The following is a 19,724-nucleotide window of genomic DNA, read 5'->3' on the forward strand; positions in this document are numbered from 1 at the left end:
AAGAACCTGCATGTGGTGGTTGTAAGCGTATCGGCTCACTGCCCAGGGAACGCATGGGGGTGTCGCCATTCCCGCGTGGCCAGGGAATGCCGTTCAGGACCCAGGACCCGCTAGGACCAGGTCGGTCAGGGCATCGAGCCGGGGGAAGGCGATGACTGCGTCTGCCCGGGTCGCCGTCGCGGGTTTCGCGCAGTAGGCGACGCTGAGCCCGGCGGCAGCGAGCATCCCCAGGTCGTTGGCGCCGTCACCCACTGCCACGGCGTATTCGAGTGGGACGCCGGAGTCCTGCGCGAACTGGGTGAGGTCGCGGGCTTTCTGGGCCCGGTCCACGACGGTGCCGGTCACCTGGCCCGTCAGATGGCCGTTGCGTACCTCCAGGTGGTTGGCGTTGAAGAAGTCGAGGCACAGTTCCTCTGCCAGCGGGCCCACCAGGGCGCTGAACCCGCCCGAGGTGACGCCCACCCGCACCCCCGCCTCGTGGAGGGCCGCGATCAGCTCCCGGGCCCCCGGGGAGAGGGTCATGCAGGGAAGCACGTCGCCGAAGACACCGGCTGGCAGGCCCCTCAGCGTGGCCACTCGCTCCCGTAGCGAGCTCTCGAAGTCGAGCTCACCGCGCATGGCGCGTTCGGTGATGGACGCGACAAGGCCGCCGGTCCCCGCGTGGGAGGCCAGGAGGTCGATGGCCTCTGTCGTGGTCAGGGTCGAGTCCACATCCATCATCACCAGACGCGCCGGCTCCGTGGCCAGGGGCCCTGTCACCACCCCACCCGAGGCCACTTCAACAAGACTCAGCCGCATCTGCTCCGGGTCGTCAGTATCGACGAGGTGACTGGCGGCGTACCCGAATGGCCGCGGCTGCCAGCCGGCCTCAACATCAAAGGGGAGAGCGACCGGAGCCGGATTCAAGGCGGTGAGGCGGGCACGCATGGCGTCGAGGCTATCCAGAAAACCTACCCCGGGAAAACAAGCCTCGAGAAAACGATCTGGGCCCTCCCGGAGTGGGGCGGGAGGGCCCAGACGATCTCTCAACAGGTATGGCCTCCAGGCCACGGGCTCAGCGGCTGGCAGCAGCCAGGGTGGCTTTCAGCTCGATGGTCTCACCGTCCCGGAGGACCTTCAGCGTCACCTCCTTGCCCACCTCGTGGGTGCGTATCTGCGCCACCAGGGACTCAGTCCCCACCACCGGGGTGCCGTCGATGGCGGTGATGAGGTCGCCGGTGCGCAAACCGGCTTTCTCGGCGGGGGATCCCTGGGTGACCTCATCCACCTTGGCCCCGAGCTGGGTCCCGGAGGAGCCGTCGCTGGCGCGGACCCCTATCTGGGCGTGCTTGACGGTTCCGTTTGCGATGAGCTGCTCAACCACGGACTTCGCCTGAGCTGACGGGATGGCGAAACCGATGCCGATGTTGCCGGACTGGCCGGAGGAGTTGCCCGAGGCCAGGGACGCGATCGAGGAGGTGATACCGACCAGCGCACCCGACGAGTCCACCAGGGCCCCGCCCGAGTTGCCGGGGTTGATTGCCGCGTTGGTCTGGATGGCGGAGGTGACCACCACATCGCTGCCCTGGTTATTCGCGGTGTTCTCCGAGGATACGGCCTGCGTGGTGACGGGCCGGTTCAGGGCCGAGACGATGCCGGTGGTGACGGTGTCGGATAGCCCCAGGGGGTTGCCGACAGCCATCACGGGCTGCCCCACCTTGAGGCCGGAGGAATCACCCCAGGACGCGACCGTCAGATCCGACGGCGGGTTCTCAAGCTTCAGCACCGCCAGGTCCGTGGAGGGATCGGTGCCGACGACGCTGGCTGCGTAGCTCTTGTCACCTATCGTGACGTTGATCTGGGCACCCTGGCCGGCGCTGGAGACCACGTGATTGTTGGTGACGATGTGCCCCTGGGAGTCGATGACCACACCCGACCCCTGGCCCTGGCCGCTGCTGCCGGCCACCTTGATGGCAACCACAGCGTTCTTGACGGCGGCCGCCGTGGCCGTCCAGTCGGGGCTGTTCGCGGACGACTGGGCCACCTGGGTGGTGGTCGCCGTGGAGACGGCGGAGGAGGCATTCGAGCCGCTGCCCAGGTAGTGGTTTGCGGCGACCGCGCTGACTCCACCAACTCCGGCCGACAGCAGGGCGACGGCAACCAGCCCCGCCAGGGTCTTCCGGCTCTTCCTGGGGCGCGTCGTCGTGGCCGCCTGAGCTGGGGCGGGGTATGGACCTGCGGCCGGGACCGCGCCAGGGGATACCGGGCTCGTGCCGTGAGACGGCCCGTTGGGGGTCTGTGCGCTCTGGCCTTGCCCAGTGGGAGTCTGGGGCATCTGGCTGCCCTGGCCGGCCTGGTAAGCGGGGCTTTGGGGGCTGGGGTGGCCGTCTTGGTGGGGCTGCTGTTGGTGGTTGTGCGATTGATAGGTGTTCTGCTGGTAGCCGGGCGCATTGTGGAAGGGATTCCCGGGCAGGCCGTCCTGGGTGAAGGCCGGGCGGTTGTTTTCCTGGTTCGTCATCGGAATCTCCATTCGTTCGCGTTGTGGCTACGGGAGATACGAAACTCCGGGAGTCTGTGAGCTACCTGTGAGTTTTTTGCGTGCTTCCTGTGGACAGGTCACGGAATTGTAAACGTCAGTTGATAGCTTCTGTCCTGAGCTACGACCCTGGTCCGACCAACCCGTTCAGCCAGCTCACGGCGCCACGGCAGATGCGAGTTGAAGACGCACCAGAACTGCCCGCCGGGACGCAGCACCCGGGCGATCTGGTCGAACATCCGCAGGGTTGGCCCGGACTCCTTCGCGTGACCCTGGTGGAACGGGGGATTGGCGGCGATGACGTCGAAGCTGTGGGCAGGGAAATCACTGAGGCCGTCAGCCCAGCGGACCTCGATGTCGAGGCCGTTTGCCTCAGCGGTGGCGCGGGTGGCGGTCACGGCCGACCAGGAGACATCGGTCGCTGTGGTCTCCAGGCCGTGCCGGGCGAGGAAGGCGGCGATCACCCCGTTTCCGCATCCGAGGTCCAGGGCTCGCCGGCCCTCGGGCTGCAGGTGGTCTAGGAGAAGCCGGGTGCCGTCGTCGATGCGGTTGCCGTTGAATGTGGCGCCGTGGGCGACGAGCACCAGGTCAAGGTCGGCGTGCCGGCGGTTCTTCGGCCACTCGGAGGTGAGCTGGTTCGGTCCCCAGCCCCGCAGGACCCGGCATTTGGAACGTCCCAGGCTGGCATTCACGGCCGTGAAATGACGGGCCAGCACCTGGTTCATGGAGCGGTTCATGTGCTTGACCCGGGCACCGCTGAGGAACAGCACATCCGAGGCGCCCTGGACGCTGGCGCACTGCTCATCCAGTGCCGCGAGGGATTTCGGCAGATGTCCCCAGGCGAGCGTCACGCCTCTCAGCTCGCCGGGGTGGGCAACGAGCAGGCCAGGATCGATCTCGGCCACGGCCTGTGCGTCACGCAGGTCGTCGCACCACACCCGGACGTCGCCGCTGCGTTCCCTGGCTGCGGTGACGAGACCGGGGGCGTCGATGACGGCGATTGCCTCGGCCCGCTCGGGGGACTCGTCCAGGATCAGTGGATCGACGGGGTGCATGCAGGAATCGTCTCACGGTGACGCCGCAGCCGCAGTGACCGAAAGGCCACGGAAGGGCATTTCGCTGTTGCTGTTCGGCACCATCTCATGTTCTTCCGGAAAGATGACAGATGCCTGACAGGCTTTCAGGCATGAATACCCTTATCCCAGCAGCGGACCGCGAAGAAACGGATTCCCCATGCCTCAGGCCTGTTGACCGCCGGCCTGTCCCTGATACCCGCAGAAGCCATTGCCAGGCTGCCATTGCGGGGCATCGGCATTGATGATCTGAACTCGCTGGCCCGGCTGTATCTCATGAGCCACCCTTCCGGCATTGGGGCTGATGATCTCGGCGCCCGGTCGGAGATCCTGGCCGCCTTCGCCGGTGAATACGGATTTCTCCGCTCCGACGCGAGCCTCTTGAGCGAGATTGATGGCCAGCCCGTGGGCGCTGTTATGACAGTGAATCCATCTGGGACGGCGGACTCCACGGCCCTTTCATCACCGACGTGTTCGCCGGTCCGGCGCACTGTGGTCTTGGCATAGTGGTCTTGGCATAGGAAAAGCTTTGCTGGCTGCCGCTTCTGATGACCCTTGCTGCGACGGAGCCTGAGAGCTGCTCACCTCCAAGAGAAAGAGGCAGCACCCATAGATGCTGCCTCTCGCGTTTCCGGGCCTTCAGTCCGACCGGCTCGGTGAGTCCTCCTGAGCCAGGGCGTCCATGAGGTCGATCATGAACTCTGTGTCCTCCTGAGCCAGGCGTTCCCAGCCGTTGGGGGCTCCCAGGGCAGTGAGCAGCTCTGTGTTGGCGGGGTCGGCGCTCATCTGCTCCAGGCCTTTCCAGACCGGTTCAACCAGGTGAGCTATGCCGGGGCTGACGAGCAGACTGCTGCGCACCACATAGATCCGGCTGCGGATCAGCTCGCGGAGCTGCATCTTCACTATCGAGGACAACTCCTCATAGGCATCCTGCGGGAAGAATCCGACCTGCACCTGCCCCTGAATGACCGCTTTGGCGACCAGCACCGGATTGGGGCGCAGTGACACATCGACATCCCGGTAGGCCAGGTTCGCAGGCTCCAGGAGGATGCGGCAGATTCGTTCGACGTCGGGGGCATCCGTGGCTGCCGCGGTTAACGGAGTGCTCAGGTCGGTCACCTGCTGGATATCGCTGTCAGCGGAGACCGCGACTGTTGCCTCTTTCGCCATACCGCTTGCCCAGGCGACAGGAAGATATCCTTTGTCTCTGACGAGATGAGCCGTGTCTGCCGCATTTGCGTAGACCAAATCAGCTCTACCCTCCGCGAAGGCAGAATGCAGATCAGCGAAATCCGTGTAAGACGTGGGATGAAAAGCCTCACCCGTGATCCGCTGCAGTTTGGTGTTGAAAATGAACCAGTCCGTGACATTCTGAATGTTCACATCAGGACTGATGGCGAAGTGCAAGGTCATTTCAGCGACCCTCGGCCTTCACCATTTCGGCGTAGAGCTTTTCCATCTCTGCCACCTTGTCGCGCGATGGCTCCCGGCGCACTGAGGTGTGTCCGAGAATCTGGCCATTGCGCACCTTCGGAATCACCGTGGCGTATACCCAGTAGTAGCCGCCGTCGGCCCGGAGGTTCTTCACGTAACCGCTCCAGCGCTTACCCTGCTGCACAGTGGACCACAGATCCTGATAGGCGGCGCGTGGCATGTCTGGATGGCGCAGGATCGCGTGCGGCGCCCCGATCAGCTCCTCCTTGGTGAAACCCGACATGATGACGAACGCCTCATTGCACGTGGTGATCATGCCGTCACGATCGGTCTGTGACACGATCAGCTCACCGGTCGGGAAACGAGTCTCCACGTCGGTGACCACCACCTGACGACTGCTGCCGTCGTAGTAGGTCCATTGCGCTGCCCGTCCCGGGCCGGTCATATCCCCCAGCTTTTTCATGCGAGTTCGCGAGCGAGGTCCTTGGCCGTCGCCTTCATCTCGAAGAGGATCATGCCGAGCTTGGCGTAGCCGTTCGAGATGCCGATCAGGACGGCCTCGTGTCCGGCTGCGATGTGCACGATGTAGCCGTCGCTGCCCTTGACCAGCACCTGCTCCAGCTCACCACGCTTCAGCTCGCTGACGGTGCGGGTTCCGGTCGCCAGCGCGGCGGCGCCCATGGCCGCGACGCGGTCCTCGTCAGTGCCCCCAGCCAGCGCCGAGGCGATGGGCAGGCCGTCGAGAGTCACGAGAAGCGCGCCCTCCAGGTCGGGGGTGAGAGCGACGAGCCTTTGCAGGTGTTGTTGGATCTGTTCAATCCTGGACATGGTCTTCCTTTGGTTTTGCGGTCCGGTGCTGGTCTCCAGCGCCCTGAGCGGTACGGTCATATTAGAAGTTTGGCGATAGAAGTGGATGGTTGTCAAAAGTTTAAAGCTCCGCTTTAGCCATACCTCCTAAAGTGACTATCCTTCTTGAGTGAATGTTGTTCGCTTCACGTGCTCTGAGTATGCCGAAAAAAAGGCCTTGATGGGGTGGGTGGTTTCGTGCATGGGGTTTGCGCGATCTGATTGAACCAGGCGGCGTCAGGCTCGTCCAGGGGCATCAGGCACTGGACGCCCGCCATTGTGGATGCCTGGGCCAGCGTGGTGACGCCAGGCGGCCAGGCCTGTGCAGGGTCAGGGCGGGCTTTGTCACTCCAAGACTTGGCCGCTTCTGAGATGCCAGATCCGTGCAGGGCCGGGCCGGCTCGGCACGGGGACTTGTCACGGGGTCGGGAGACCTGAGCTAGAACTAGTGTCGCGTGGCGTTAGTTCGCCGGTGTTTTTCTTCTCCTGGTTGCGGTGCCTCGCCTCATTCACCTCTTACATCACGGTACGCCCGGTAGCGTTTCACTCGGGTTGCCTTGGCACACCATCCGCCCCGGAACAACCTCCCAACTGAACTTCCACCACGCGACACTGGGTCGTGCCCGCGGGGTCGAGTCGGCGGTTGACATTTGCAAACGCGAAGCATAAATTCGCATTTGCGAAGATTGGAGGTAAGCCGATGACCCGATCCCGCCATCTGGCAGCAGCCTGCGGGGTGCTGCTGCTGGTTTCCATGTACGGACTTGCCCAGCCTGCCGCACAAGCAGATGACTCTGCCCCCAAGGTCTTGCTGATGCTGGACTCCTCCGGATCTATGAAAGAAGCCGACCCCTCCGGCGGCGCCAAGATGGACGCGGCAAAGAAATCGCTGATCCGTGCCCTCGATTCCATACCCTCGAACGCAGAGGTCGGCCTGCGGGTCTACGGTGCGGATGCCGACGGCAACGGAGCCTCGGGGTCCTGCTCGGACTCTCGCCAGGCGCATCCCGTGGGTGCCCTGGACAAGGCCGGCCTGACCAGCGCCATCAACCAGTTCCAGCCTCGCGGCGATAGCCCCATCGCCTACTCGCTGAAGGAGGGGGCCAAAGACCTGGGGGACGGCGGAAAGCGCCATGTCATCCTCGTCTCCGATGGCGAAGAGACCTGCTCGCCCGATCCCTGCCAGGAGATCCGCTCACTGATCGCCGGCGGCGTCAGTCTGCAGATCGACACCGTCGGATTCGCAGTCCAGGACAAAGCGCGCGAGCAGCTTTCCTGTATCGCAGAGGCCGGCGGAGGCACCTACTACGAGGCCAAGGACGCGACGGCCCTCGAATCGAGCCTGCAGCGTCTCGGGGCGCGTACCTCGCGTGAATTCACCGTCTCGGGCACACCGGTCCAGGGCACCGCGATCCCTGCTGGCGCTCCGCTGCTGACCCCCGGGCAGTACACAGACACCTCGGTTGCGTCCACATCTGAGGAAACCGAGAAGTATTACAGGGTGAAGCGGACCCAGCCCGGGTCCACGATACGTGTCAACATCCTGGCCCGTATGCCTGGTGCGAACACCAAGGAGTCGAACGAGCGCGCCGGCTGGGTGTGGAGCCTGAAGACTTTCGATGACGACTCTTGTGATAACCAGACCAGCTCCGGCCAGGACGGCTACAACACCGGGGTGGTGGTCGGGCAGACCTTGCTCTCCATGGGTCGGGATCCAAAACCAGGTGCCGCCACGCCGCCGAGTGGCTCAGAGAAATGCGCCGAGGCGAAGGAACTCTATTTCAATGTGAAACGCATCAAGGGCACTGGTGGTGAGACGCCGATTGAGATCCGGGTTATCGAGGAGGCTCCCATGGAGAACGCCGGTCAGCTGCCCGCCGGGGTGGTGGATACGCCCTCGGCCAGTGACAGCGGAGCGGCCTCTCCCGCCTCTGGTGATCCCACATCGGTGGTTGGCGGCGCGAGTTTCAATGACGCCTTGGAGGTGGGGTCTGGAACCTATAGCACCGAGGTGGTACCCGGCGAGATGGTCTTTTTCAAGACCCCCATAAAGTATGGCCAGAACGGTGTTTTCTCCCTCGACGGCTTGGAGGTCCTGCCCGAGGTGATCCAGGGGGCCACCCCCTCTGACGACGCCGTCGTCTCTCCCGCGGTCTATGCGCCCGACCTGAGCCGGATGGATTCCCACACCCCTACTGGTCTGCATTTCTCGATGAGCAAGACCGGGGCGCGTTCAAGCGGCGCTCCGCACATCGACCTGACGCCTGAGGTGCGGTACCGGAATCGCTGGGACTCGCCCAAGATGTACTACGGGCGAAGCCTTGGCTTCTCGATGGAGGGGTATTACTACTATGCGCTTGCCCTGGGCCAGGCGGACTTCCTGAAGGGTCAGCCCACGAAGATCCAGTTCTCGCTCAAGGTCTCAGGTGAGGTCTCAGATGTCCCAGGTGAGACCTCAGATGTCGCAGGTGAGACCTCGGATCAGGAGGGAGACGCGCAGCCCACCTGGGCCTACACCAGCGGATTCGACAGCCCTGACCAGGCAGCCGCGTCCGCGGACCCCGGCAAACTGCTCATGCTCGCTGGGGGTGGAGTCCTGGTGATCCTCGGTGGTGGCGGTATCGCCTATGTGCTGCTGCGCCGCCCGGCTGAGTAGACGCCTGCCTGACGGGTGGTCCCGGGCGCTGGCCCGGGACCACCCGTTTCTGTGGGTTTCAGGTGCGCCGGTGGGGGTCCTCAGGGGATGATCCACAGCACTAGCAGGACCACTCCGCCGGCGAGCAGCGCCAGGGAGCCGCCGAGCAGCCACCAGTCGATTTTCCTGCGTTTGTGGGTTTGCGGGACCGCGGCCAGCGGCAGCGGGCCTGGGGGCATCTGCACCGGCGAAGCTGAAGGCTGGGTCACCGGTGTGGGCATTGATGGTGTGGGAGAGGGTCTGGGGGCGTGGCCGGGGGGCGTCTGGAACTGCCGGGAGGCTGTCATCGGTGAAGCCAGCGGGGTTGTCGGGGTATCGGCGGGGCGCGGAATCGGCGGGCTGGCAGGCAGGGGAGCGAGCTGCTGGAACACCTCGACCTCCTCAGCCGCGCCGTCCTGCCAGGCCAGGTCCGCGGTGCTCAGGCGCCTCAGCGCGGTGGCCAGATCGGGACGGGTGTCGGGGCGGGGATTGGTCAGGTCGCGGATCAGCGACCAGAGGTTGCCTGGGATCCCCTCGGGCGGAGGGGCACTGGTGTCGATGTCCCGGGGCCGCAACCCGGTCAGCATCGTTGCCCCCACCATGCCGACGGCGAACAGATCGACCGCGGGGCTCGCCTCCCCGAGATTCATCAGTTCCGGGGCTAGGTACCCCGGCGTGCCATGGACCATGCCGGTTTCCGTGAGGCGCGGGCCCTCAAGGTCGATGGCGATCCCGAAATCCGACAGGTAGGCGTGAGGACGGCCCTTGCCTGTGGCGTCCAGGAGGATGTTTGCCGGTTTAACGTCGCGATGCACCAGGTGCGCGGCGTGGACCGCCTGGAGGCCGGCCAGGAGCTGGCGCATGATCTCGGCGGCAAACCGGGGCGGTAGGGGGCCGTGGTCGCCGATCAGCGTCGCCAGGGAGCCGCCAGAGACAATCCGCATGGTGAAGAGCACCCGGTTGTCCTCGCCGATCCAGCCGAGCGGCGCGATGACGTTTGGGTGGTCCACCCGCAGCGCCTGCTCCCGGACGAAACGCAGCAGCGCCGACGCATCGGACTGGCGCAGCACCTTGGCGGCGACAAACCGGTTCAGCTTCAGGTCGCGGGCACGCCACACCGCGCCCATGCCACCTTCGCCAATCGGGTCGATGAGCTCGTACCGGCCGCCGAAAACCTCACCCATCGCCGGCGGCGATCCTCAGCAGTCGGGATAGTTCAGGCGCGGTGGTGAGTCCCGCGAGTCGCAGCAGTTCCTCCTTCGGTGCGGCGTTGCGCAGTTCCCTGGATGCGGGGTGCATGGACGTGGAGATGGTGGGCGTGGTTTCCTTGATTGCGGTCAGGCGTTCCGCGCGTTGCGTTGCCGTCAGCCGCGATGCCTGGCGAGCGAGGTCGATGAGGGCCTGTAGGCGTCCTAACACGGCCGGGTTCCCGATCTTGGCGCGCTGTCCTGACAACAACTGCGACATCATCGGCGCCGACAGCCCCAGGACCTCGGCGAGCCCTGCCTGCGTCAGGCTCAGGTCGCGCCGGATGCGTCCCGCGATGTCAGCAAGCGGTTCACCGTAAATCTGCCTTTGTCGCGCGAGGTTCTCCTCAGTCGCCATCGTGCCTCCTTCGTCGACATCCTACGGGGCAAGGACGTTATTGGCACGACTTCTGGGAGGTCGGATGTCAGACAGGGGATATCGACGTTCTGGCTACGCCTGCCCCCACAAGGCATCGAATATCTTTGGATATAGTCCGGTCAGCCGCGGCGAAAATGCCGGATGAGGGACACCGCGACGGGGAACAACAACAGCCAGAAACCCGATGCCGGCATGAGAACCACCCCCGCTACGGTCAGCAGGCCGAAGAACACCGTGAAGGAGACCGGGATTCCCACGCCCGCGCTCTCCAGCCGCGCCGCAAGCAGGCCGAGCGCGATCAGGACAAAGCCGGTCACCAGGAACCAGAAGAACAGACCATTGACAGGTGAATTGTCCCAGACCCCGATCAGGCCCGCATTCACGGCCTCGCCCAGGACGTTCCACCCGACGACGAGGCCGAAGGTGTTGTGGATGATGCCGATGATGATGAGGCTCCAGCCCACCAGGGGAAAAGTTTTTGATCGCATACTAAAAAATAACACAGCCGGGGACTCGTGCGTAAGTTGGGCAGCGAGATGCGGTGCCGGGAGAGGCTCTCCAGGCCGCCGACTGAGGCAGTGCCAGGTCGTGCTGTGCGTGGGGTGGGCGAAGTGAGGTGTCGTATCCGGTGCTGGGAAATGTCGACGAAGCCACGTCGTGCGGCACTAGAGTTCTCCTCATGGGGCGGCCACCTAAATTCACCGAGGACGCGCTGCTGGATGCTGCGCTGACGATTGTTGCCCAGGACGGGGCGGCTGCTACGACCGCCGCCATTGCGACTGCTGCGGGGGCGAAGCCCGGGTCGCTGTACTACCGGTTCCCGAACCGCGAGGTGCTGCTGCTGACGTTGTGGGTGCGCAGCATCAGGCGTTTTCAGGCTGTCTTCCTCGCGGCTGCCCGCTCATCCGCTGACCCTGATGAGGCACTCGTCGCGGCCGCCGTCACCATACCGCGCTACTGCCGGGAGCACCCCGGCGAGGCGCAGGCCCTGAGACTGTTCAGATATAAGGAGGTCCTGCGCCGGCTGGACGCGGGGGAGGGGGAACTGACGGTCTGTCCCGCAGAGCTGCGGGAGGCCGTCCGGGGGCTCAACGACGAGGTCTACAAGATGTTCAGCGAACTGACCTGGCGCCGGTTCGGGACCCTCGACAGGCTGGAGCTGGTGCGGCTGGCCGTTCATCAGACCGCGTACGGTCTGGTGAGGCCCTTCCTCGGTCCGGGGAGCGAGCCGATGCCCTGCTGGCTTGACGACATGGTGGCGGCTATGGTGCCACATGCCCTGGCGGTGGGGGACCGGCCGGGAGGGCTCCTGGAAGATCCTGTCTCACCGCCCCCTCACGCCAGGTGACCGCGCGGTAAGAACCGGCTGGTCGCACAGGCCTGCCAGCCTGGTTGCGGGGTGCCATCGGCGCGCGATCCACAGCCGGCTCACGGCGCGGTTTCCTCCCGATGCTCTGCGGGATGGCACCTGGACGCCGTCCCCCCGGCACCTGAGGCCATATCAACTGCACCCGGCAATACGTGCGTATCTATGCCCTACTGAGCGGCTTGGGAACCGGCTGCGCACAGCTGACTCGCATAGGATCAGCGGTGGGGACTGCCGCCACGAGACAGGTGTCCCCGGAAAGCGCTGTCACAGGAAGAGGTTCTGATGCCCGCTCGCCCAGCTGCCCTGACCAACCCACTCACCAACCGCGGCACCGCATTCACCCTGGAGGAGCGAGCCAAGCTCGGGCTGACGGGCCGGCTGCCCTCAGCTGTCGAGACCCTCGACCAGCAAGTTGCTCGCTGCTACCGGCAGCTGAAGAGCCTCACCACCGACCTGCACAGGTACATCTACCTCGACCAGCTGCACAGCCGCAACGAGGTGCTCTACTACCGTCTCCTCACCGACCACCTGCCGGAGATGCTGCCCATCGTCTACGACCCCACCGTCGGGGAGGCCATCAAGATGTGGTCGCGCGACTACCGGCGTTCCCGCGCCGTCTACCTGTCGATCGACCGGATCGAGGACATCGAGGCCTCCTTCGCGACCCTTGATATGGGACCGGAGGACGTCGACCTGCTGGTCGTCTCGGATGCCGAGGAGATCCTGGGGATCGGCGACTGGGGGGTCAACGGCACCGACATCAGCGTGGGCAAGCTCGCTGTCTACACCGCTGCCGCTGGCATCCATCCGGAGCGGGCCATTGCAGTCAACCTCGACTGCGGCACCAACAACGAACTCCTGCTCAACGATCCTGATTACCTCGGCAACCGGCATTCCCGCATCCGCGGTGAGAGGTACGACGAGTTCATCGCCGAGTATCTGCGCGTCGCCGCCAAGCTCTACCCGAAGGCACTGCTCCACTTCGAGGACTTCGGACCGTCCAATGCCCGCCGCATCCTGGTGGAGAACCGCGACAAGTACCGGATCTTCAACGACGACATGCAGGGCACTGGGGCCATCGTCATGGCCGCCGTCGTCTCAGGACTGAAGGTGACCGGACAGACGTTCGCCGACCAGCGGCTCGTCGTCTACGGCGCCGGAACCGCGGGCACCGGCATGGCCGACCAGATCCACGCCGCCATGGTGCGGGACGGGCTCAGCGAGGACGAGGCGCGCCGGCGGGTGTGGCTGATCGACCGCAATGGCCTAGTGACCGATGACATGCCGGGCCTGCCCGGGTACCAGGCTGCCTACGCGCGCCCTGCCGCCGAGGTCGTGGACTGGGAGCGGCACGGCGGCACGATCGGGCTGTTGGAGACTGTGAAGCAGGTGAAGCCGACGATTCTGATCGGCACCTCCACCGACCACGGAGCCTTCACCCGGGAGGTCATCGAGACCATGTCCGCCGGTGTGGAGCGGCCCATCGTGTTGCCGCTGTCGAACCCCACCGAGCGCATCGAGGCCATGCCCAGCGACGTCATCGCGTGGTCGAAGGGCCGCGCGCTGGTGGCCGTCGGCATCCCCGTCGACCCGTTTACCTACGACGGCACGACCTACACCATCGGGCAGGGCAACAATGCGCTGCTGTACCCCGGACTCGGGCTGGGGGTCATTGTCTCCGGCGCCAGCACCGTCACCGACGGCATGCTGCTGGCCGCTGCCCAGGCGGTCGCGGGACAGGTCGATCCCACCGAGCTCGGTGCCGCGCTGCTGCCGCCGGTGGAGAACCTGCGGGCCTCGTCGGCGACCGTCGCGGTCGCGGTGGCCAGGCAGGCGGCCGCCGACGGGGTGGCGACCGTGGAGCCCGACGACCTCATCCAGGCGGTGCAGGACGCCATGTGGCAGCCGGTCTACCAGGCCCTCCCGGGGTGAGCAGGAAGCCGGCCAGGGTTGCTGGCCTGATTCTCTGCCCCAGGCGCGGCAGCCGCTGATCAGGTTGCCGCGGTGCCCGAGCGGGAAACGGATCGTGTTGGATATCGTGCGGTGGTGCCCTTGCCATCTGAGCCAGCCCCCCGGCCCCACCCCGGGATGACCGCCTGGGAACGGCGCGGCCGGGTCGTGACAGCCGTTGTCCTGGCGGGCGTCGCGGCGGGGCTCATCGGCATCGCCATGGCGATGCTGCTGGAGGTTTTCGAGTCGCTGTTCTATGGGGTCAGCGAGGGCAGTCTTCCGCAGCGGGTGGCTGCGGCCCCGTCCTGGCGGCGTGTCCTGGCCCCTGCCGCCGGCGGGGCTGTGGCGGGGGCACTGTGGTGGTGGCTGCGCGCCACCGGCGGGGTCACTGGCGTGGAGGATGCCCTGAGGGACCCCGCCGGCAGGACCGCGTCCCGGATGGGGATCCTGCGGCCCTTCGCCGACGCCGTCGTCCAGGTCCTAACCGTGGGGTCGGGGAACTCGGTGGGGCGTGAGGGCGCGCCGCGGCTGGCGGCCGGCGCGGTGGCAGCCCGCCTAGGCAGCTGGCTGCGTCTCGATGCGGCCACGGCACTCATGCTCATCGCGGCTGCGGCCGGTGCCGGTCTGGGGGCGATGTACAACACACCCCTGGGTGGGGCGGCCTATGCCGTCGAGATCGTCATGATCCCAGGCATGCGCCGCCGTGGTGTGCTGCTGGCGGTGCCGGTCAGCTGTGTGGCGACGGTGGTCTCCTGGCTGCATTCCGGCGGCCAGCCGGCCTTCCAGGTGACGATGGAGACACCGGCGACGGCCACGATCCTGGGGCTGGTCCTGCTGGTCCCGGTCGCCGCGGGCCTGGGGGTGGGTGCCCGGATGCTGTGGGCGTGGGTCAAAAGACATCGCCTGGGCAACGGCTGGACCCTGCCAGTGGCGATCGGGGGAGCCGGCCTCGCGACGGGCCTGGTGTCGCTGTGGCTGGTCATGGTGCCGGGCAATGGCCGGGACGCCATGGCGTTCGCCCTCGCATCTGATGCCCAAGGGACGGCGCTGGCCATGCTGCTGGGGGTCGTCGTCCTCAAACCGGCCCTCACCGCCCTGACGCTGGGCGCGGGAGCCACAGGAGGTCTCCTTGCGCCGTCTTTCGGTCTAGGCGCGAGCGCTGGCGCTGCCTTGGCGGGTGGAGCGCAGCTGATGGGGTTCGACGTCAACGTGACGGTCTTGGCATTCGTGGGAGCGGCAGTGGTGCTTGCGGTCACACAGAAGGCCCCTGTCTTCGGTGCTGTCTTCGTCTGGGAGCTGGTCCGTCCTGAGGCCTGGGCGCTGGGGGCGGTGTGCCTGGCCGTCGTGGCGGCTCTCCTCCTGGCCCGGGGTTCCTGGCTGGATGCGCTGCCCCGGCTGCTGCGCCGCCAGTCGTGAGCGCGTGCACCACTCTGGGAGGGAGTCCCTCTTGTGGGCGGGCGGCGACTACGATGCATTCGTACCCGCTTCGGGTGCCACCGAGGCGGCTTCAGCTGCAGCAGAAAGCAGGACCGATGCCCGATCGCCCTAGCGCACAACGGCCTCCCTCGCAGCCAGGTGAGAGCCGTGGCAAGCCAGCCGGTGTCGCAGCAATGCTGTCTGGAGACAACCCGACGCCGCCGCCTGCTGACATCATCGTCGAGGCCGCTTCAGTGCTCCATGCTCATGGACACACCACCAGTGCCACGATGCGCGCCGTTGCCAGATTGAATGAGATCCTGGGCACCCGGTACAAGGTGGACATTACGTGGACCCTGGTGGTGTTGTTCACCCCCGAAGGTGAGACAGTGCGGACGCACGCTGCCATGCCCTCCACAGTGCACATGGGCAGGGTGGCTCCCCTGGTGTCGACGATCTTCGCCGACAAGCCACCGACTGCGGAGCAGCTGTGGTCGGCGGTCACATCGGCGCGCACCGTCCCCCTCAGGCCGACGTGGCTGTTCGCGCTTGCAGCGGGCTTGGGCGCTGTCTGCCTGGCGCTGATCTTCGGCTCCCAGCGCCCGGGCGCATTGGCCCTCATCTTCGTCGCCGCTGCTGTAGGGGCGGTGACCCGGAGACTGCTCGCAGGACACACCACCTTCGTGACGCAGACCCTGGCCGCTGCCCTCATCGCGGGGATTGCCGGATCATTGTCGGTGTACCTGGACCTGACCAGCGCCGCCCGGCTCGTGGCCGTCTGCCCCGCGATGGTGCTGGTTCCCGGCCCGGCTTTGGTCAATGCCTGCCTCGACTTCGCAGACCGGCGGCACCGGCTCGGCATGGCCAGGCTCTGTGATGCGTCGGTGACGATCCTGATGATCTGCCTGGGGCTGCTCGTTGGCCTGTTTCTCGGCGGGACCACTCTTCCCGTCACGGCTCCGGGGGTGTCCGTCCCATGGTGGCTCGATGTTGCCGCCGCCGGTCTGGTCGCCTGTTGTTTCCCCGTCTTCTTCTCCATGCCCCACCGGTCCATCGGTTGGGCAGCGCTGGCAGGGGCGATCGGGCACGGAGCGAGGTGGCTGTGCATCGCCGGGCTGGGCTGGAGCATACCCGCGGCCGCCCTGGTGGATTGCCTCCTGGTGGCGGCAATCCTGGCCCCGGTCTGCTTCCACAAGCACCTTCCCTTTGCGGGCGTCGGGTTCGCCGCTGTGGTGGCTCTCGTGCCTGGGGTGTTCCTGTTTCGCGCTTTCTCGGGGATCTTCCAGATTGCGGCCGGTGACACCAGTCTCGTTACCCTGGGGGCGACAGCCCAAGACGCTGCCTCAGCGCTGCTGATCATCCTGGCGATGGCCATCGGGATCGCCCTGCCCCACGAGTTCTGGCTACGCCGGATGCATCGCGACCGGAAAATCTGAGACGGCTTGTCGAAGAGATCTTAAATGTTTATGGGTAGGCTGCGTTGCCTTGCAACGCAGAGACCACTAGATTGCTTTTCGGTAAAAGATTGCCGCTTTGTATTGTGCGCAGCCAGTCTTTAGTTGTGGCGACTGCTGCGAAGTTGGACTGCAACAACACCATCAGTGTTTCGTGGATTTGCCGGGCTGAAATAGCGCCAGCCTCATTAGCCAGGTGGATAGAACCGGTGGCGTCGGACAACACCTCGACGGCAAACCCGAGTCGTTCCGCATCGGCGGCCGTAGCTATCACGCAGTTGTTGCTCATGTAGCCCACCAGGGTGACAACTTTGACATCCTGTGTCCGGAGCCAGTCGGTCAGAGTCGTGCCAGCGAATATGCTGGCATATTGTTTAGTCACCCAATGCCATGAAGACGAGCTGCATGCCTTGAGTGCGGGATGCAGTCGCTGTCCTTGTGATCCAGCAGCGAAAGCGGCCGCGTTTTTTGGGTTCTCGTGCTGCACTATGACGGTCGGCAATCGGTCTTGTGCTGCCTCGACTGCCTCGATGATGTGCGCCAGTGATTGCTCTCGTGATGGATAGTGAATGGCCAGCGGGCCATCAAAGTATTCGTTCTGTACATCGATCACGATTAAGGCTCGTTCTTTCATGGTTATTCCTTTCCTGAGGCGTTAACCATTCTCGATGCGGTCATAGTGCTATCGTGAGTGGCTGATAGGAAGACTTTCGATGGGATTAGGCCATGCATATCGCGATCCATGCCTTCGAGGGCATCACTATGTTCCACCTGGCCGCTCCGCTGCTGGTCTTTAACGAGGTGACCCGGCGAGGTCTAGCCGACGACTGGAGCACCGTAGTGTGGAGCGACGATTCAGAGCCAATCGTTAGCGCTGAGGGTCTACGGGTCAGCAATGTCGTTTCCCTTCAGGATGTGGAGCCAGCCGACGTGCTGGTTTTTCCATCCTGGCGAACTGACGGGATGGTCCCCAGCGATGAGCTGATACGGCTGATCAATGACGCCCATACGCGTGGTGCGACCGTTGTTGGGCTTTGCTTGGGTGCGTTTCCGGTAGCAGCCAGCGGGATTGTGGACCGTAGGAGTGTTGTCACGCACTGGGCTGCGGCTGCACGACTCAGAGAACTATGTCCGAGAGTGAAGGTCTGTGACACTGCGCTCTATCTGGACCATGGTGACGTCTTGACCTCTGCCGGTACTGCTTCTGCCCTTGACGCCTGTCTACACCTGGTGAGGAACCGGCTCGGGGCCGCGGCAGCAGCAGAAGTTGCCCGGCACCTCGTTGTGGCTCCACACCGCGAAGGCGATCAAGCCCAGTACATTGAGCGACCGGTCCCAGCGGAAAGAACTGGGCCGATATCAGAAGTTATGACGTGGGTGCTGACGAACCTAGACCATCCGCTGACCGTCCCTGAACTTGCTGCTCGTGCTGCTATGAGCGTCCGGAACTTCAGTCGTAGATTCCGTGAGATGACGGGACTGCCTCCGGCGCGGTGGGTACAGGCTCGCCGACTCGATGAGGCCCGCCGACTGCTGGAGGTCACGTCTTGGTCGGTGGAGAAAGTGGGCCGTTCCTGTGGCTTTGCCAGCGTCGTGACGTTCCGTCAGGGTTTCATGGCTGCCTACTCGACTACGCCGACATCATATCGGCGTCGTTTTACCGCCGAGCCATCGCGCGAGGAAATTAAACAACAGTAGCCTCAAGCTTGCAAAGCACCGCCAGATGGGGTGGGGCGTCGTGGTTGACCTGATCAACGTAGATGCTCACTGATCCCTCTTGGCGGAGGCGGTGTGCATCGTCGACCAGCCAGTCTGGCAGATAGCCGACCGGGTGTCCGTCTGCATTGAGTAGTATGGCGCGTTCATTGACCGGGTTGTGTGGCTCGTCTTTCAATGCCAGTTCCTGTCCTGGACGGAGGGCACCAAGCAGCTCCAGTCCTGGAATGACATGACGCATGCCGGAGATGAAGAATCGTCCTTCGCAACGACCCTCGCGAAGATTGAAATCCTCGACGAGCTGGTAAAAGTCAGTAGCCCGGCCTCCTCCGGTGCGGGCCATGATCTCGACTGGCAAGGCGTCTGGGTCGAGTCCTAGCCAGCCGACATACTGGTCGTAGCTTGGGCGCCGACGGTTCATGACTCGGTTGGCAAAGAAGGCTGGCAGCACCTCTGATACATAGGTCTGGGAAGGGTCTGGATACTGCGAGACGTAGGTGAAACCGTCGATATCGACTGCCTCCGGGGTGTACCTGAAGCAGTACCGGCCATCGGCCAAGGCTTCGAGCCAGCCGACATGGCTGTACCGGCCAGTTTTTGGATCCTTCCAGATCAGGCGCAGCCTACGGTCCTTCGTGGTGGCTACAGGCGAGTGGGCTTCAGCGAGCGCTGAGTGCATCGAGCAGCCTCCTTCGGTTCATCTCAACGATCTTGCAGGCAAGGCTACCTCGCTTGGCTGACAGGATCTCTGCTGGGAAGGCTCTTGCTGCCTCAACGACGTCTTCAAGGCAGAAATCGAGGAGGCGGCAGCGGAAGTACTCTCGGCTGGCTTGGGAAGCAAGACGTAGCGCCTTGATAGCGAGCTCGATAAGGCGGGGTTTGCCGGCAAAGTACTTATTCCGGCCTTTCATAAGCCATTTCTTCAATTGTTCAGTGTCCTCTAATAATTCCTGTACGCGGTTATCTGGTTCAGCGAATCCGAGGGCGTTTCCATGATCGAAGGTTGGTGTCAATACGCTCGAATCGTGGTCAGGTGACTTCAGAATACCCCAATTCGTATGGTGATGGTCGCAGCCGGAAACCAGTGCATCAAGCATTAAATAGCTAGCTAACACGTCAAATGCAGTCCAGCGGGTATAAGGAGGTGGCCCAGTCATTTCCCTTAGAGCAATTTGAATATTTTCTACCGTGTATAACTTATATTCGCGTTCCGTGGAGCTGTCATATCCCTTGATGGCTTTAGCCAGTAGCTCGTTGCCATGTTCAAGCTCTTGTCCATTTTTTAGGAAGGTGTGAATTAGAACGCCTCTTTTATTGTCTCGCAGCGCAAGAGACGTACATACAGAGGGCAAGCCGAGGTTTTGTGCAACGACATGCACAAGGCATTCTGCCCAGTCTTCTCCGCGGGTGAAGCCATCTTTGTTGCGTGCCTGCTTCCAGAGCCATCGCTCGTCTTTTTCTTGGCTACGGAGCCAAAACTTTTCCTTCGTTCCCATTTGCTCGTCGCCGTCTATGTTGAACGAGCTCACGTCGACGGGGACCCAGTCGTAGGGCGGACAGCCTTGGCAGTGAAATGACATTTTCAAACCTTCCAGGAGGCTTATTCATAGGGGTGTTTTGGCTTTCCCCAGCTAACACTTTACCCGAGGGG

The 19,724-nt window shown here is 64.2% G+C and carries 19 protein-coding genes; 7 read left to right on the forward strand and 12 right to left on the reverse strand.

Going from position 1 to position 19,724, the window contains the following annotated elements; all coding sequences use genetic code 11:
* Positions 1-93: 93 nt before the first annotated feature.
* From serB to SK1NUM_RS03345, 3 genes are all read right to left on the reverse strand, one after another.
* Complete coding sequence (gene serB / locus SK1NUM_RS03335) at positions 94-927, reverse strand: phosphoserine phosphatase SerB (protein ID WP_212325348.1); 834 nt, start codon at positions 925-927, stop codon at positions 94-96.
* Between the two features lie 127 nt (positions 928-1,054).
* Complete coding sequence (locus tag SK1NUM_RS03340; protein ID WP_223927767.1) at positions 1,055-2,497, reverse strand: S1C family serine protease; 1,443 nt, start codon at positions 2,495-2,497, stop codon at positions 1,055-1,057.
* A gap of 98 nt (positions 2,498-2,595) precedes the next feature.
* A complete protein-coding gene (locus SK1NUM_RS03345) occupies positions 2,596-3,570 on the reverse strand; it encodes a class I SAM-dependent methyltransferase (RefSeq protein ID WP_212325350.1) in 975 nt (324 codons plus the stop codon).
* A gap of 192 nt (positions 3,571-3,762) precedes the next feature.
* Between SK1NUM_RS03345 and SK1NUM_RS03350 the strand changes: the two genes are divergently transcribed.
* Positions 3,763-4,095: a hypothetical protein gene (locus SK1NUM_RS03350; RefSeq protein WP_212325353.1), complete on the forward strand. Its 333-nt coding sequence runs from the start codon at positions 3,763-3,765 to the stop codon at positions 4,093-4,095.
* A 132-nt stretch (positions 4,096-4,227) separates the two neighbouring features.
* On the opposite strand, the gene SK1NUM_RS03355 is transcribed toward SK1NUM_RS03350, so the two are convergent.
* Genes SK1NUM_RS03355 through SK1NUM_RS03365 form a run of 3 tightly spaced genes read right to left on the reverse strand, consistent with a single transcriptional unit; the run spans position 4,228 to position 5,850 of the window.
* Positions 4,228-5,001 (reverse strand): PhnD/SsuA/transferrin family substrate-binding protein, encoded by a 774-nt coding sequence (locus tag SK1NUM_RS03355; RefSeq protein ID WP_223927769.1) that lies wholly within the window; start codon positions 4,999-5,001, stop codon positions 4,228-4,230.
* Between the two features lies 1 nt (position 5,002).
* Complete coding sequence (locus SK1NUM_RS03360) at positions 5,003-5,485, reverse strand: PAS domain-containing protein (protein ID WP_223927771.1); 483 nt, start codon at positions 5,483-5,485, stop codon at positions 5,003-5,005.
* Positions 5,482-5,850 carry a roadblock/LC7 domain-containing protein gene (locus SK1NUM_RS03365; protein WP_212325355.1) on the reverse strand — a complete coding sequence of 123 codons (369 nt, stop codon included), beginning with the start codon at positions 5,848-5,850 and terminating at the stop codon, positions 5,482-5,484. Before SK1NUM_RS03365 ends, SK1NUM_RS03360 begins: the two co-directional genes overlap by 4 nt.
* A gap of 718 nt (positions 5,851-6,568) precedes the next feature.
* Between SK1NUM_RS03365 and SK1NUM_RS03370 the strand changes: the two genes are divergently transcribed.
* Positions 6,569-8,524, forward strand: coding sequence for a VWA domain-containing protein (locus SK1NUM_RS03370; RefSeq protein WP_212325357.1), 1,956 nt, complete (start codon positions 6,569-6,571; stop codon positions 8,522-8,524).
* Positions 8,525-8,604: 80 nt separating this feature from the next.
* On the opposite strand, the gene SK1NUM_RS03375 is transcribed toward SK1NUM_RS03370, so the two are convergent.
* The 3 genes from SK1NUM_RS03375 to SK1NUM_RS03385 form a co-directional block, all read right to left on the reverse strand.
* Complete coding sequence (locus SK1NUM_RS03375) at positions 8,605-9,726, reverse strand: serine/threonine-protein kinase (RefSeq protein WP_212325359.1); 1,122 nt, start codon at positions 9,724-9,726, stop codon at positions 8,605-8,607.
* Positions 9,719-10,147 carry a DNA-binding protein gene (locus tag SK1NUM_RS03380; protein ID WP_212325361.1) on the reverse strand — a complete coding sequence of 143 codons (429 nt, stop codon included), beginning with the start codon at positions 10,145-10,147 and terminating at the stop codon, positions 9,719-9,721. Before SK1NUM_RS03380 ends, SK1NUM_RS03375 begins: the two co-directional genes overlap by 8 nt.
* A gap of 140 nt (positions 10,148-10,287) precedes the next feature.
* A complete protein-coding gene (locus tag SK1NUM_RS03385) occupies positions 10,288-10,632 on the reverse strand; it encodes a DUF6463 family protein (RefSeq protein ID WP_244980186.1) in 345 nt (114 codons plus the stop codon).
* Positions 10,633-10,847: 215 nt separating this feature from the next.
* Between SK1NUM_RS03385 and SK1NUM_RS03390 the strand changes: the two genes are divergently transcribed.
* The 4 genes from SK1NUM_RS03390 to SK1NUM_RS03405 all read left to right on the forward strand — a co-directional run bounded on the left by SK1NUM_RS03390 (position 10,848) and on the right by SK1NUM_RS03405 (position 16,339).
* Complete coding sequence (locus SK1NUM_RS03390; RefSeq protein WP_212325365.1) at positions 10,848-11,516, forward strand: TetR/AcrR family transcriptional regulator; 669 nt, start codon at positions 10,848-10,850, stop codon at positions 11,514-11,516.
* 303 nt (positions 11,517-11,819) lie between these two features.
* On the forward strand, positions 11,820-13,469 hold the full coding sequence (locus SK1NUM_RS03395) for an NAD-dependent malic enzyme (protein ID WP_212325367.1): 1,650 nt from the start codon (positions 11,820-11,822) through the stop codon (positions 13,467-13,469).
* Positions 13,470-13,583: 114 nt separating this feature from the next.
* Positions 13,584-14,903, forward strand: coding sequence for a chloride channel protein (locus tag SK1NUM_RS03400; RefSeq protein WP_212325369.1), 1,320 nt, complete (start codon positions 13,584-13,586; stop codon positions 14,901-14,903).
* Positions 14,904-15,019: 116 nt separating this feature from the next.
* Positions 15,020-16,339, forward strand: coding sequence for a threonine/serine exporter family protein (locus SK1NUM_RS03405; protein ID WP_212325371.1), 1,320 nt, complete (start codon positions 15,020-15,022; stop codon positions 16,337-16,339).
* 28 nt (positions 16,340-16,367) lie between these two features.
* On the opposite strand, the gene SK1NUM_RS03410 is transcribed toward SK1NUM_RS03405, so the two are convergent.
* Positions 16,368-16,991: an isochorismatase family protein gene (locus tag SK1NUM_RS03410; protein ID WP_212325373.1), complete on the reverse strand. Its 624-nt coding sequence runs from the start codon at positions 16,989-16,991 to the stop codon at positions 16,368-16,370.
* A 92-nt stretch (positions 16,992-17,083) separates the two neighbouring features.
* Here SK1NUM_RS03410 and SK1NUM_RS03415 point away from each other — a divergent pair, with 92 nt between their 5' ends.
* Entirely contained in the window at positions 17,084-18,055 is a 972-nt protein-coding gene (locus SK1NUM_RS03415) for a GlxA family transcriptional regulator (RefSeq protein WP_212325375.1), read from the forward strand.
* Here the strand turns inward: SK1NUM_RS03415 and SK1NUM_RS03420 are convergent.
* Positions 18,042-18,752, reverse strand: a complete 711-nt coding sequence (locus SK1NUM_RS03420; protein ID WP_212325377.1) for an HIRAN domain-containing protein — start codon at positions 18,750-18,752, stop codon at positions 18,042-18,044. The genes SK1NUM_RS03415 and SK1NUM_RS03420 overlap by 14 nt on opposite strands.
* On the reverse strand, positions 18,733-19,602 hold the full coding sequence (locus SK1NUM_RS03425; protein ID WP_212325379.1) for a HipA domain-containing protein: 870 nt from the start codon (positions 19,600-19,602) through the stop codon (positions 18,733-18,735). Before SK1NUM_RS03425 ends, SK1NUM_RS03420 begins: the two co-directional genes overlap by 20 nt.
* Between the last annotated feature and the right edge of the window lie 122 nt (positions 19,603-19,724).

Origin of the sequence: Arachnia rubra (assembly GCF_019973735.1) — a bacterium.
In the GTDB taxonomy this organism is placed as follows: Bacteria; Actinomycetota; Actinomycetes; order Propionibacteriales; family Propionibacteriaceae; genus Arachnia; species Arachnia rubra.

What these genes read in the sequence shown, in the direction of transcription:
- serB (WP_212325348.1), bottom strand. Translation starts at nt 927, where the DNA reads ATGCGTGCCCGCCTCACCGCCTTGAATCCGGCTCCGGTCGCTCTCCCC.
- SK1NUM_RS03340 (WP_223927767.1), bottom strand. Translation starts at nt 2,497, where the DNA reads ATGACGAACCAGGAAAACAACCGCCCGGCCTTCACCCAGGACGGCCTG.
- SK1NUM_RS03345 (WP_212325350.1), bottom strand. Translation starts at nt 3,570, where the DNA reads ATGCACCCCGTCGATCCACTGATCCTGGACGAGTCCCCCGAGCGGGCC.
- SK1NUM_RS03355 (WP_223927769.1), bottom strand. Translation starts at nt 5,001, where the DNA reads ATGACCTTGCACTTCGCCATCAGTCCTGATGTGAACATTCAGAATGTC.
- SK1NUM_RS03360 (WP_223927771.1), bottom strand. Translation starts at nt 5,485, where the DNA reads ATGAAAAAGCTGGGGGATATGACCGGCCCGGGACGGGCAGCGCAATGG.
- SK1NUM_RS03365 (WP_212325355.1), bottom strand. Translation starts at nt 5,850, where the DNA reads ATGTCCAGGATTGAACAGATCCAACAACACCTGCAAAGGCTCGTCGCT.
- SK1NUM_RS03370 (WP_212325357.1), top strand. Translation starts at nt 6,569, where the DNA reads ATGACCCGATCCCGCCATCTGGCAGCAGCCTGCGGGGTGCTGCTGCTG.
- SK1NUM_RS03375 (WP_212325359.1), bottom strand. Translation starts at nt 9,726, where the DNA reads ATGGGTGAGGTTTTCGGCGGCCGGTACGAGCTCATCGACCCGATTGGC.
- SK1NUM_RS03380 (WP_212325361.1), bottom strand. Translation starts at nt 10,147, where the DNA reads ATGGCGACTGAGGAGAACCTCGCGCGACAAAGGCAGATTTACGGTGAA.
- SK1NUM_RS03390 (WP_212325365.1), top strand. Translation starts at nt 10,848, where the DNA reads ATGGGGCGGCCACCTAAATTCACCGAGGACGCGCTGCTGGATGCTGCG.
- SK1NUM_RS03395 (WP_212325367.1), top strand. Translation starts at nt 11,820, where the DNA reads ATGCCCGCTCGCCCAGCTGCCCTGACCAACCCACTCACCAACCGCGGC.
- SK1NUM_RS03405 (WP_212325371.1), top strand. Translation starts at nt 15,020, where the DNA reads ATGCCCGATCGCCCTAGCGCACAACGGCCTCCCTCGCAGCCAGGTGAG.
- SK1NUM_RS03410 (WP_212325373.1), bottom strand. Translation starts at nt 16,991, where the DNA reads ATGAAAGAACGAGCCTTAATCGTGATCGATGTACAGAACGAATACTTT.
- SK1NUM_RS03415 (WP_212325375.1), top strand. Translation starts at nt 17,084, where the DNA reads ATGCATATCGCGATCCATGCCTTCGAGGGCATCACTATGTTCCACCTG.
- SK1NUM_RS03420 (WP_212325377.1), bottom strand. Translation starts at nt 18,752, where the DNA reads ATGCACTCAGCGCTCGCTGAAGCCCACTCGCCTGTAGCCACCACGAAG.